Here is a 12,834-nt window from a genome sequence, read left to right on the forward strand (position 1 = left end):
AACTTTTGTTAGAATCTAATTTTTACCAGAACCTAACTTTTTATTAGAATCAGCCTTGTTCTTGCACAGAATCAGCACTAATTCAATCAACAGAACAACGAAAACAACTACAATCATCAACACTGTAGTCAGCACAGAAGTACTTCCAAAATGCTCTACAGCCTTAACATGCAAAGCAATAGCAGAATAAGCTGGAATAGTTGTCTCTACTTTCCCACCATTTACAGTAACTGTGCTAAAGCATTTACGTGAAGCATATACGTTGCAATACTCACCATCAGGCAAATCAGTTTTATAACTCACATTTTTAGGCTTGTCAGTATTGTTAATCGCCAAGAATCCCTTGTTTTCGCGACTAAAAGCAATGTTATTATCGTTGTCATCTTGCCATCGAGTCACTTTCGTGCCCTTAACAGCATTATAGAATCCAATCATTCCACGAATCGAAGTCCAACGCTGAGCGCATTGCCACTTTGAATTCTTGCCGCACTTTACATCTGGAATGTGCGTATCAGTTGCACCAGGAGCACCATCATCGCGCTGCGTGAACTTATATCCAGAATAAATATTTGGTGTTCCATAAGGATAAGCAAGCATAAAAGCATTAGCTAACTCGTACTTTGCTCCATCCTTATAAGTGAGAACTCGAGTCGAATTGTCACGCTCAGTATCCCAGTTAGTCACAAAAATAGCGGCTTTCTTATTAGGAATAAGCTGATCTGTAATATGAGACAAATTCTCAATTGAACCATAGAAATAATTACGCAAGCGATACGAGTATTCAAACTCATCTACTTCGCCTGTACCAACATATTGATCCGGCTGAATTTTAGGATCTTGTTCAGGGAAACCAATTGTTTCTTGCATCCACCATATGTTTTCAGGCTTCGTTCCAGCAGCTTTAGCAGCAGCTTCTTTTATGCCTTTCACATCCTCAGGACACATATGTTTTGCGGCATCAACTCTAAAGCCTGCAACACCCATTTTTAGCAATTTTGCAAAATAGTTACCAAGAATTTTTTGCACATGCGGCTTAGAAGTATCCAAATCAAGCAAACCAACTAAACGATAATTCCAAACGACTTGCGCATTTTTATATGTGTAAATATCTTTATCTATTTGGTGAAAATCATCTTTTGTGTAACCAGCATCCGGATAGCTTTGATTTGCCGCATCATACTTACTACCGCCAACACCTACAGTATCTTTATTACCATCGCCGGTTGTGTGATTAATTACAGCATCAACAACAATTCCAACACCAGCAGCCTTGCAAGTAGTAATCATATTTTTAAACTCGTCTTCAGTGCCAAGCTTTGAATTTAGATTGTAACTAACTGGCTGGTAAGAAGTCCACCACGCTGTACCTTTAATATGATCCTGCGGCGGCGAAACCTGTACATAACTCACACCCTCAGGACCATAAGTTTGCTTACACTCTTTTGCAATACTTTTCCAATTTTGCTGAAAAGCAGTAACAATCACACCTTTTGGCGGAAGACCGTCTGTTGATTTAGTTGAAGCAAATGCCGAAGAGTTTGGGACAATAGCAAAAATACACATTAATACTGTTGCTACAGCAGCAATTGCAGTAAAAGAGCACATTACATTGCGCTTGTAATTATCGATTAATTCGCAAGCATAATTACTTTTTTTACGCTCACTTACTTGCAATTGTGCACTGTGGATCATCGTTGTTCCTTTCACATACGTACAGCACTTTTCATTGTGCAGAATACTTTTATCATTATACGCTCATTGTTTATGTACAAAACATTAAAATACAAAATAAAAACGTCGCCTAGCAAACTAAGCGACGTCGTGCACGTGCCCCCGGTGAGACTCGAACTCACACTGCACAGATTTTGAGGCTGTTTCCTCTACCAATTGGGATACAGGGGCATTTTTAATTTTCCGCATTTTTTGCGACTTGTTGACTATAGCACACTTTAAGCCACATGCAAATAGTTAAAGCGTTTTGCGCGTGTCGCAAATCAATAATATTAATCATACATAACATAATGCGCGCAAACTGCAAAACAGCTAGCGCGCATTATGCAAACTATACTACTGCGCAAATGCACTTAAACTAGAAGAACTAGCATATTAGTACAAGAACGCAGAATCAAATAATTAGTCACAAGCACCAACGGTGTGAACGTAGATGGAGTCAGTACGACCAGCCTGGCGTTCACCCTGAGCAGTGCTCAAGATAACAATCTGATCACCATCGGAAACCTTACCGGCTTCGCGAAGAACCTTGTCGGTGAAGATCATCAAATCGTGACGATTCATGTCATGGTAATCTTCATCAATCAAGAAGCCTTCAGTGCCCCAGCTCAAAGCCAACCAACGATAAGTGTGCTCATTGTTAGTCAAACCAAAGATTGGAGCGGTTGGGCGTTCACGAGAAATACGATGAACTGTGCGACCAGTCTGAGTGTAAGCAACAATAGCCTTAGCATTAAGCTTATCTGCCAAATCAACAGCTGCAGAAGAAACAGCACCGGTGCTAGACATATCAAGCTCAACAGCAGGAATGCGATCATAGCCGTGCTCAGTTGCGTACTGAGAAATACGGGACATGGTCTTTACGGTAACATCTGGGTACTTACCAACAGCAGTTTCGTTAGAAGTCATTGTTGCGTCAGCACCGTCGAGAACAGCATTAGCGCAGTCAGAAGCTTCTGCACGGGTTGGAACTGGAGAGTTAACCATTGTGCCAAGAACTTCAGTAGCAACGATAACTGGCTTTGCATAGCGACGAGAAAGCTCGATGCAACGCTTGGTGACCAGTGGAACCTCTTCGAGAGGCATTTCAACAGCCATATCACCACGAGCAACCATAATGCCATCGAAGGTCTTAACAATCTCTTCCAAGTTTTCAACAGCCTGTGGCTTTTCAATCTTGGCGACGATTGGAATACGACGACCTTCTTCGTCCATGATTTCGTGAGCGCGATCAATATCGGTAGCGAAACGCACGAAGGACATAGCAATAATGTCAGCGCCGGTGCGAATAGCCCAACGAAGATCAGCCTCATCCTTTTCAGTCAAAGCTGGAAGAGAAACTGCAACACCTGGGAGGTTAATGCCCTTGTGGCTGGAAACTGGACCAGCAACAATAACCTTAGTGTGAACGTCGTTGCCTTCTACCTTGGTTACCTCAAGACGAACCTTACCGTCATCGATAAGGATTGGGTCGCCTGCGTGGCAATCTCCTGGCAAGCCCTTAAAAGTTGTAGAAGTGCGGTGCTCGTCACCTTCAACATCATCAGTAGTGATGATGAACTCCTGACCTTCTTCCAAATAAACCTTATCTTCGCCTTCAGCGTTCTTCTTGAACCAGCCGCAGCGAATCTTTGGACCTTGCAAATCAACAAGAGCAGCAACATTGCGGCCAGTGGACTTGGAAGCTGCACGAACGTTGTTGTAAACGCGCAAATGATCTTCAGGAGTGCCGTGAGAACGGTTCAAACGAGCAACATCCATACCGGCTTCAACAAGCTTGGTAATACCTTCCAAGGATTCGGTAGCTGGACCAATAGTATCAACGATTTTGGCTTTACGCATAATGCCTACCTATTTTCTATTTCTGTTTATTTTTTATGAGCGATTTAATGATAGAAACCATAAAACGCCCAATTCCGCTTTCCAGTGTATCAACGTATTGTGACCGCTTATTGTATTTATTCGGCGTTTTGTGAACGCTCACAAAAAATAACATAAAATCGCAGATAATACTTGAATAACGCTCAGATAATGCTTGAACAATAGTTGAATAATAATTGAGAATAATAGTTATTTTCTAACTTTGAGCATCGCTTATTTGACGCAACTCTTTCTTTAGATCGCGTATTTCGTCGCGCAATCGCGCTGCAAGCTCGAATTGCAACTGCTCTGCAGCAACATGCATCTGCTCGCTCAAATTTTTAATCAGCGACATAATATCGTCTTGCGGAAGCTCAGAAATATTCGCCATACGCTTTTCTTTGCTTTGCTGCCCAAGATTTGGCTCTTTTGGCACGCCATAATGCGAGTTCCCAGCCTTATTAGCATTCCTGTAACCGCCTGCTAGCAAAGTTTGAGTATCAACATCCTCTTTAGCAAGCATGTCGTTCACATCACTAATCTTCTTTCGCAAAGGCTTAGGATCAATTCCATGAGCCTTGTTATACGCGATTTGCTTTTCACGACGGCGCTCTGTCTCGCTAATCGCCTTGCTCATAGCATCAGTAACAGTATCCGCATACATAAGAACAGTTCCAGAAACGTTACGAGCAGCACGACCAATCGTCTGAATAAGCGAACGGTAAGATCTTAAGAAACCTTCCTTATCTGCATCCAAAATCGCAACAAGCGAAACTTCCGGCAAATCCAAACCCTCACGAAGTAAATTAATGCCAACAATCACGTCAATTTTTCCTTCGCGAAGCTCGCGCAAAAGCTCCACTCTGCGCAAAGTATCAACATCCGAATGCAAATACTCAACTTTAATACCAAGCTCAAGGAAGTAATCAGTTAAGTCTTCCGCCATTTTCTTCGTAAGCGTAGTAACAAGAACGCGCTCATCTTTTGCTACTCGCGCCTTGATTTCCGCAAGCAAATCGTCAACCTGCCCTTCCACAGGTCGAACCTCAATCTTAGGGTCAAGCAAGCCAGTTGGGCGAATAATCTGCTCAACTACGCCATCCGAAAGCCCAAGCTCGTAATCTCCAGGCGTTGCAGAAAGATACACAGTTTGACCAACATGCTCCAAAAATTCTTTCCACTTTAACGGGCGATTATCCATTGCAGAAGGCAGCCTAAAGCCATGCTCTACAAGCGTTCTTTTGCGCGAAGCGTCGCCTTCATACATGGCTCCAATTTGCGGAACTGTTACATGTGACTCGTCTAAAACAAGCAAAAAGTCATCTGGGAAAAAGTCAAGCAAAGTATGCGGAGGCGTGCCAGCCGCACGGCCGTCAAAATGCCTAGAATAATTTTCCACTCCTGGGCACACTCCAACCTGGCGGAGCATCTCCAAATCATACGTAGTTCGCATCTCTAAACGCTGAGCTTCCAGCAATTTATTTTGCTTTTTAAGCTGCGCTACTCTTTCATCACGCTCTTTTTCAATCGCCTTTACCGCGCACTCCATGCGCTCAGGTCCTGCAATATAGTGAGATGCTGGGAAAATATGAACGCTACTCTCCTGGCGAATTACTTCCCCCGTAAGCGGATGCAACATGGTAATTCTGTCAATTTCGTCGCCAAAGAACTCAATTCTCACAGCTAATTCTTCGTACACTGGAATAATCTCGACTGTGTCACCTCGCACTCTAAAAGTTCCGCGCGTAAACGCAATATCGTTGCGCTTGTATTGCATGCTCACAAATTGGCGTAATAAATCGTCTCGCTCAAGCTGCTCGCCAACGCTTAGCATAAGCATTCGCTCGGCATACTCCTCTGGAGTACCAAGGCCGTAAATGCAAGAAACAGTAGCCACAACAACGCAATCCCGTCGAGTAAGTAAATTTGCTGTAGCTGCGTGACGAAGACGCTCAACATCGTCGTTAATATTCGAGTCTTTTTCAATATACGTGTCTGTTTGCGGAATATACGCTTCTGGCTGGTAGTAATCGTAGTAAGACACAAAATAGCTCACAGCATTATCTGGCATAAGCTCACGAAACTCTGCGCAAAGCTGAGCTGCCAAAGTTTTATTCGGCTCAATAATAAGGGTAGGCCTTTGCAAACGCTCAATAAGCCAAGCGGTTGTAGCGGTTTTACCAGTTCCTGTAGCACCCATTAAAACAACGTCGTTTTCGCCGTTTTCAATGCGATTAGCCAGCTCGTCGATTGCTTGCGGCTGATCTCCTGAAGGCTTGTATGGCGCTTTTACTACAAAAGGCTTGTTTGTGCGCTGAATTTTATTCGACATGTATTTACTTCCCCAGTTTCGTCATTTCAGCACTTTTATTGTTTGCGTCACACAACCATGATTTTAGCGTATTGTCAACACTGTTAAGCATCGATTCCATTGGTTTAGTGGAATCAACTACAAAATCTGCGATATTTTTTCGCATTTTACTAGGAAGCTGACTATTTATGCGCGCCAAAGCCTGATCCTCAGTCATATTTCGCTCGCTTATCATTCGTTTAACGCGAATTTCTTGAGGCGCTTCAACAGTAATAATATGGTCAAAACTAAATGGAATGCTGTCGATTACTTGCGCAAGGAGCGGAATATCGTGCACAATAACTGAATTTATACTGTCCAACACGTTGCGATTTTCCTTAGAAATTTTACTAATATACTCGCTTTCATACTTGCTTTCTAAGAGCTTTGCGCAATCATAAATAGCAGGATGAATAAGCGACTCAAGCTTCTTACGATTTGCACAACTCTCATCGGAGTACCCAAAAACATGCTTTGCAATAAACTCGCGATTTAAAGAGCCATCATTCAAAACGACATTCTCCCCAAAAATGCTTACGATTTGCTGAAATACGTAACCTCCTGGCTTCACAACCTCGCGCGATAAAACATCGTAATCTATAACAAAAGCGCCAAGCGAACGCAAATGGTTTACTACAGTAGATTTTCCAGCTGCAATTCCGCCCGTTACAGCAATCCGCATCATTGTCATATATAAATTATAAATAATGCCCCGGCAAATAATTACCAGGGCATTATACGCTAAATAATAATTGTAAAATTAGTCTTGAAGTTCAGCTCCATCGGCATCCTTATGCCACTTAGAACCAGGCTGAGAGCAAAGAATGCAAATTCCTTCAATAAATGCCCAAATTCCAGAAACAAAAGCCAGCAAGCCGAAAGAAAGAATAGAAATAAGCAGCTGAGCAACAGCCTTGCCTTTAAAACCAAGATAGAAATTGTGCACACCCAAAGCACCCAAAAAAATGGCTAACAGGCCTGCAGCAATCTTGTTACGAGAGCTTCTGTATGTGTTTGATGAATAATTAGACCCATAGTTAGAGTATGAAGATGCTTGATTGTACTGAGGAGTAGACTGAGAGTACTGACCATATTGCGGCTGAGCATTGTATTGCGGCTGAGCATATGAATTCTGATCATACTGAGTCTGACCATACTGTGGCTGAGCATTGTACTGAGTATGAGCACCATACTGGGATTGGTTGTTATATTGTGGCTGAGCCTGGTTATACTGCTGGGACTGATCATTGTACTGTGGTTGTCCGTACTGAGTCTGTCCGTCAGAGCCGGAGTAATCTCCAGTTTGATTATCTAAATCACTCACAATAATCACACTTTCTCTCGTAAGAAATTTATTTTCTTAAAAACTGTATAATAAAAAATTAATAAATCAAAGCGTTATTACTAAAGATATTAAAAGATGCCCCGATGATTACTCACCGAGGGCATCTTATTTATAAGCTTTTAGTAGAAAACTACTTCTTTTCGCTCAAAAGCTGTTCACACAAAGCTGCGAGCTGATCGGAATCAGCTAAAGCACCTTCGATAGAAGTTTCATTCACGCGCTAAAACATCGTAATCTATAGCAAACGCGCCAAGCGAACGCAAATGATTTACTACTGTAGATTTTCCAGCTGCAATTCCGCCCTTTACCGCAATCCGCATCATTGTCATATATGAATTATAAATAATGCCCCAGCAAATAATTACCAGGGCATTGTTTATTAACAATAATTATAAAACACTAATCCTTTAACTCGGCACCATCAGCATCTTTGTGCCACTTACTTCCAGGCTTTGAGCAAAGAATCAAAATACCCTCAACCAATGCCCATATTCCCGTAATAATCAACAGGAACCCAAAGGAAAGAACAGAAATAAGCAGCTGTGCAATCGCCTTTCCTTTAAAACCAAGATAAAAATTGTGAATACCTAATGTGCCTAAGAAAATCGCTAGCAAACCTGCAACAATTTTATTGCGCGAGCTTACTAAAGTTGCTTTAGTGTTCTCCTCACTATTTCCATCGTACGAAGGGAACTGAGCATTTTGCTGGTTGTTTTCCAAAGTGTTCATATTTTAACCATCCTTTTAGTAAATACGATTAGTAAATACGAATGACGTTTTACATCATATAATCACGATTATTAAAAGAAAATTGATTGTACCTATATTTAATTACAAAACTTGAGTTATAAAATACTTGTCAAATATACTCAAGATACTCGTAAAACATTATGAACAACAATACGCAAGATGCCCCCGATGATTAGTCACCGAGGGCATCTTACTGTTTTATTTACAAGCTTCTAGTAGAAAGTAGAAACTACTTCTTTTCGTTCAAAAGCTGTTCACGCAAAGCTGCGAGCTGATCGGAATCAGCTAAAGCACCTTCACTAGTTGCTTCAGAAGAATAGTTGGAAGCAACTTCTTCCTTCTTTTCTTCCTTAGCTGGCTTCTTTTCAGCTTCTTCGCTCTGACCGTCAGCAGCAGCAGATTCAGCTGCAGCCGCAAGTTCCTTAGCAGCGAATGCCTTGTGTTCTTCCCAAAGCTGGTGTGCTGCAGCATACTGAGCTTCCCACTCTTCGCGCTGCTGCTCGTAACCGACCATCCATTCGTTAGTGTTTGGATCGAAGCCTTCTGGGTACTTGTAGTTGCCTTCAGCATCATATTCAGCTGGCATACCGTAGAGAGCAGGATCAAAATCTTCAGAATTTGGATCTACAGCTTCAGTAGCTTGCTTCAAGGAGAGGGAGATGCGACGACGATCGAGATCAACGTCGATAACCTTCACGAATACTTCTTCGCCACCCTTAACAACAGTTTCTGGGTTCTCTACGTGACGGTTTGCAAGCTCAGAAATGTGAACCAAGCCCTCAATGCCATCTTCAACGGAGATGAACACACCGAACTGAACAATCTTTGTGACCTTGCCCTTAACGACCTGTCCAGGAACATGAGTGCGAGCGAAGCGCTGCCATGGATCTTCCTGAGTTGCCTTAAGGGAAAGGGAAATACGTTCGCGATCGAGATCAACGTCGAGAACTTCAACGGTAACCTTATCGCCAACCTTAACAACCTCAGATGGATGATCAATGTGCTTCCAGGAAAGCTCAGAAACGTGAATGAGACCGTCAACTCCGCCGAGATCAACAAACGCACCGAAGTTTACGATAGAAGACACAACGCCTTCGCGAATCTGACCCTTCTTAAGCTGCGAGAGGAAGGTTTCGCGAACTTCGGACTGGGTTTCCTCAAGGAACTGGCGACGAGAAAGCACAACATTGTTGCGGTTCTTATCGAGCTCGAGAATCTTAGCCTTAATCTTCTGGCCAATGTATGGAGAAAGATCGCGCACGCGACGCATCTCAACCAAGGAAGCTGGCAAGAAGCCGCGAAGACCGATATCAACAATCAAGCCGCCCTTAACAGCTTCAATAACGGTACCTTCAACGATGCCGTCTGCATCCTTAATCTTCTCGATGTCACCCCAAGCACGCTCATACTGTGCACGCTTCTTGGAGAGAATAAGACGTCCTTCCTTGTCTTCCTTAGTTACAACAAGGGCTTCAATGGTGTCGCCAACCTCGACAACATCATCTGGATCAACGTCTTTTTTGATGGAAAGTTCACGGGAAGGAATTACACCTTCAGTTTTGTAGCCGATGTCCAGCAATACTTCGTCGTGATCAATCTTTACGACTGTACCTTCAACTAAATCACCATCATCAAAATTCTTGATGGTTGAATCGACTGCCTTGATGAAGTCTTCTTCGGTGCCAATATCATTAATCGCAACCTTGGCGACTTCGTTATTATTCTCTGCCATTAGTTATTAGTGGTTTCTTCTTGGGGTGGATATTACTCGATATTTAATTATGTATTTATGTTACGTGTGCATATTATGCACACGCTTTGTCGATTTTATATACAGGTATAGCCAAAATTTACGTTTTACTTCGGGCGTGTCGCATTTTATTTGCAATTAGCTGCTCGCTCAGCCATATCTACAACATTCGCCAGCAACATAGCTCGAGTCATCGGACCTACCCCACCAGGATTCGGAGAATACGCTCCAGCAACTTCTCGACAAGCTGAATCAACATCACCTTTTACACGATATCTGCCAGCCTCTTCATCAAAAACACGAGATACACCAACATCAACAAGAACAACGCCAGGTTTAATATCTTCAGGCTTAACAAAACCAGCACAACCCATTGCTGCAATTATTACATCAGAACGGCGCATAATCTCCTGAACATTCCGAGTATGAGTATGGCACAACGTAACAGTTGCATCTACTCCCCTGCGTGTTAACAGAAGACCAATAGTACGCCCAACCGTAATGCCACGACCAAGCACACAAACTTCCTTACCAGAAAGTTCAATACCATACTCATCAAGCAAAGCTAAAATTCCACGCGGCGTGCACGGCAAAGGTGTTGTAATATTACCGGAAATATGCGTAACAAGTTCACCCAAATTATATGGATGCATTCCATCACAATCTTTTGCAGGATCAATAGAAGAAATAACTTTTTGAGCATCAATACCTTTGGGCAATGGCAGTTGCACAATAAATCCAGTACAAAGAGGGTCATTATTTAATTTCTGTAAAGCAGCAAGAATCTCATCTTCACTAGCATCTTCTGGCAGATCGCAACGAATAGAATTAATCCCCACTTCTTCGCAATCACGATGCTTACCAGCAACATATTTCAACGAAGCAGGATCACTACCTACAAGCAACGTACCCAAACCTGGATTAATGCCTTTTTTATGTAAAATAGCAACGCGCGCTGCCAAATCTTTTTTAATTTTACTAGCTAAAGCCTTACCATCTAGCACAATAGTCATAAAAAATTCCTCCCAACTCGCACAATTCGTAAGGATAGGCTATCGTGAAGTATAGAAGATATGGGTCGACTAACAATTTTACGTGCGCCGACGCACCATTATCACGGGAGGAGTCACAGTGATGCGTACCGTTCTTTGTGCAGTAAAGAAGTTTGGAAAAACTGCCATAACATGCCTTATTGCTTCTGCAGTAATACTTGGATTTGCAGCTTGTGGAAAAACTGAGGAAAAACCAAAAGAAAAACCAAAAGCTGCAACAAATATTTCTGTTGTATCCACTGTTGACACCTGGGGTAGCTTAGCTCAAGAGATTGGTGGCTCTGACGTCAAAGTTGAATCAGTTATGACTGGTTCAGATACAGACATATCGTCGTTTAAACCTAGCTCAAAAGATTTAAAAAATATGCAGAATGCACAAGTATTAGTTACAAATGGTGCAGGCTACGATGATTGGGCAAACAAAGTACACCCAGCTAAAGCTGAAGTGCTTAGTGCAGCAGGTACTGTAGGAGCACTTAACGGAGACAATCCATATCTTTGGTTTTCTCACGATGCTAGGAATGCTATGGCATCTGCCATGGCTGACACCTTCTCCAAAGTTTTGCCATCAAAAAAGCAAGCTTTTTCTAAGCGACTAGCACAATGGCAGGAAAAGGAAAAGAAATTAACCACCTACTTAAGTGATTTCTCTAAAGAAAATGGTAACGCAAAGTATGCTTCTACATCTCCTATTCTTTTCTGGCTAATGTCTGATGCCAATTTGAAAGATAGCTCACCTAAAGAATATGTTGACTCAGTAAATAACAATAATGAACCAGAACATTCAAGCGTTGAGGAGTTTCAGAAGCTTATTGAAGGTCGCAAAATTGATGTGTTGATTAGCGATAGCCAGCAAGGAAACGATGTTCTGAACTTGCTAAGCGGAATCGCAGGACGCAGCTACACGTCTACAGTACGAGTAAGCGAACTTATGCCAAAATACGCAGATCAGCTTGATAAATGGATTATGAAGATTTGTGACGACCTACATAATGCTGTAAAAGCAACAAAGGATATGCGTAAAGACATTGATGATAAAGAGCCTCAAAAAAAGCCAATCACTGAGAAGCCACATGTAGCAAAGAATACTAATCCTAAAAATTCTAACCAAGGTCAGCAAGATCCAGGCAAGTAAATTTAGGTGAATCTATAAACATAAAAATCCTTGTATTTTACAAATGCAAGGATTTTTTATTATCTGTTTTAAGCAAGAACAAAAGCAAAACATACAATAAATACGTAAGCAAATATATAAGCAAAAGCCCTTCTAACTCGCCGATATACCGACATTTAGAAGGGCTTAAATAATATGAACAATTAATATTTATTTATTTTGCATATCGCAAATCATTTTTTCTTAGATTTCTTGCTACGCTCTTCTAACAGCGCTAAAGTTCGCGATGCAGGCTCTTCTGGAGCTACAGTATGGTGATTTTCATCGCCTTCTTGAGGCTCCTTGTATCCAAGATTCACATCTAAAAGTCGCTCCGCCTCAATCTCATCAATCTTTTCAGACAAAGCAATTTCGGAAATTAAAATACTGCGAGCGCGAGCAAGCATTCGCTTTTCTCCTGCAGATAAACCATGTTCATCAACATCTCGCTGAGATAAATCACGAACTACTTCAGCAATATTGTTAACATCGCCAGTAGCAATCTTCTCTACATTAAGCTTGTAGCGTCTAGACCAATTCATCTCTTTTTCAACTATTGGAGTACGCAAAATCTCAAAAACTTTTGCAACTTCTTGCGCTCCAACAATGTCTCGCACGCCAACTTTTTTAACATTATCGACAGGTACGTTAATTTCTAAACCATCAGATGATAACACTACCAATCGTAAATATTGACGAGTTACACCTTTTACGGTGCGCTCACTAATTTCTTCAACACGAGCCGCACCATGACGAGGATAGACGACCATATCGCCGACTTGATATTCCACAGAACCCTCCGTATGCACAGAAAAACTCATAACAGTTTCCCATAAGGTCACG

At 41.9% G+C, this 12,834-nt stretch carries 10 protein-coding genes, 1 tRNA gene and 1 pseudogene; 1 reads left to right on the forward strand and 11 read right to left on the reverse strand.

All coding sequences use genetic code 11. From position 1 onward, the window contains the following. Positions 1-15 precede the first annotated feature (15 nt). From HXT32_RS03935 to HXT32_RS03980, 10 genes and pseudogenes are all read right to left on the reverse strand, one after another. Positions 16-1,605 (reverse strand): alpha-amylase, encoded by a 1,590-nt coding sequence (locus HXT32_RS03935; RefSeq protein WP_420870295.1) that lies wholly within the window; start codon positions 1,603-1,605, stop codon positions 16-18. Positions 1,606-1,828: 223 nt separating this feature from the next. Then, a tRNA-Leu gene (locus HXT32_RS03940) sits at positions 1,829-1,902 on the reverse strand. Between the two features lie 231 nt (positions 1,903-2,133). Further along, on the reverse strand, positions 2,134-3,573 hold the full coding sequence (gene pyk, locus HXT32_RS03945) for a pyruvate kinase (RefSeq protein ID WP_004111304.1): 1,440 nt from the start codon (positions 3,571-3,573) through the stop codon (positions 2,134-2,136). A gap of 235 nt (positions 3,574-3,808) precedes the next feature. Next, the gene (gene uvrB, locus HXT32_RS03950) at positions 3,809-5,923 is read right to left on the reverse strand and encodes an excinuclease ABC subunit UvrB (RefSeq protein ID WP_004111295.1); all 2,115 of its coding nucleotides are present in this window, start codon (positions 5,921-5,923) and stop codon (positions 3,809-3,811) included. A 4-nt stretch (positions 5,924-5,927) separates the two neighbouring features. Continuing rightward, positions 5,928-6,632, reverse strand: coding sequence for a dephospho-CoA kinase (coaE, locus tag HXT32_RS03955; protein WP_004111294.1), 705 nt, complete (start codon positions 6,630-6,632; stop codon positions 5,928-5,930). 69 nt (positions 6,633-6,701) lie between these two features. Then, complete coding sequence (locus HXT32_RS03960; RefSeq protein WP_004111293.1) at positions 6,702-7,274, reverse strand: TM2 domain-containing protein; 573 nt, start codon at positions 7,272-7,274, stop codon at positions 6,702-6,704. 224 nt (positions 7,275-7,498) lie between these two features. Then, positions 7,499-7,615, reverse strand: a pseudogene (locus HXT32_RS03965) (dephospho-CoA kinase); the annotation flags it as partial. 70 nt (positions 7,616-7,685) lie between these two features. After that, positions 7,686-8,015, reverse strand: a complete 330-nt coding sequence (locus HXT32_RS03970) for a TM2 domain-containing protein (protein ID WP_422118903.1) — start codon at positions 8,013-8,015, stop codon at positions 7,686-7,688. 250 nt (positions 8,016-8,265) lie between these two features. Beyond that, positions 8,266-9,768: a 30S ribosomal protein S1 gene (rpsA, locus tag HXT32_RS03975; RefSeq protein WP_012914051.1), complete on the reverse strand. Its 1,503-nt coding sequence runs from the start codon at positions 9,766-9,768 to the stop codon at positions 8,266-8,268. Positions 9,769-9,914: 146 nt separating this feature from the next. Next, positions 9,915-10,799 (reverse strand): bifunctional methylenetetrahydrofolate dehydrogenase/methenyltetrahydrofolate cyclohydrolase, encoded by an 885-nt coding sequence (locus tag HXT32_RS03980; RefSeq protein ID WP_004110747.1) that lies wholly within the window; start codon positions 10,797-10,799, stop codon positions 9,915-9,917. Positions 10,800-10,920: 121 nt separating this feature from the next. Here HXT32_RS03980 and HXT32_RS03985 point away from each other — a divergent pair, with 121 nt between their 5' ends. After that, positions 10,921-11,973 carry a metal ABC transporter solute-binding protein, Zn/Mn family gene (locus HXT32_RS03985; RefSeq protein ID WP_004110751.1) on the forward strand — a complete coding sequence of 351 codons (1,053 nt, stop codon included), beginning with the start codon at positions 10,921-10,923 and terminating at the stop codon, positions 11,971-11,973. Positions 11,974-12,185: 212 nt separating this feature from the next. On the opposite strand, the gene HXT32_RS03990 is transcribed toward HXT32_RS03985, so the two are convergent. Then, complete coding sequence (locus HXT32_RS03990) at positions 12,186-12,782, reverse strand: CarD family transcriptional regulator (protein WP_012914048.1); 597 nt, start codon at positions 12,780-12,782, stop codon at positions 12,186-12,188. Positions 12,783-12,834: the final 52 nt, after the last annotated feature.

Origin of the sequence: Gardnerella sp. DNF00747 (assembly GCF_049262675.1) — a bacterium.
GTDB classification, from domain to species: Bacteria; Actinomycetota; Actinomycetes; order Actinomycetales; family Bifidobacteriaceae; genus Bifidobacterium; species Bifidobacterium swidsinskii.

Coding starts and splice junctions, on each gene's coding strand:
- HXT32_RS03935 (WP_420870295.1), bottom strand. CDS start 1,605: ATGTGCTCTTTTACTGCAATTGCTGCTGTAGCAACAGTATTAATGTGT.
- pyk (WP_004111304.1), bottom strand. CDS start 3,573: ATGCGTAAAGCCAAAATCGTTGATACTATTGGTCCAGCTACCGAATCC.
- uvrB (WP_004111295.1), bottom strand. CDS start 5,923: ATGTCGAATAAAATTCAGCGCACAAACAAGCCTTTTGTAGTAAAAGCG.
- coaE (WP_004111294.1), bottom strand. CDS start 6,632: ATGACAATGATGCGGATTGCTGTAACGGGCGGAATTGCAGCTGGAAAA.
- HXT32_RS03970 (WP_422118903.1), bottom strand. CDS start 8,015: ATGAACACTTTGGAAAACAACCAGCAAAATGCTCAGTTCCCTTCGTAC.
- rpsA (WP_012914051.1), bottom strand. CDS start 9,768: ATGGCAGAGAATAATAACGAAGTCGCCAAGGTTGCGATTAATGATATT.
- HXT32_RS03980 (WP_004110747.1), bottom strand. CDS start 10,799: ATGACTATTGTGCTAGATGGTAAGGCTTTAGCTAGTAAAATTAAAAAA.
- HXT32_RS03985 (WP_004110751.1), top strand. CDS start 10,921: ATGCGTACCGTTCTTTGTGCAGTAAAGAAGTTTGGAAAAACTGCCATA.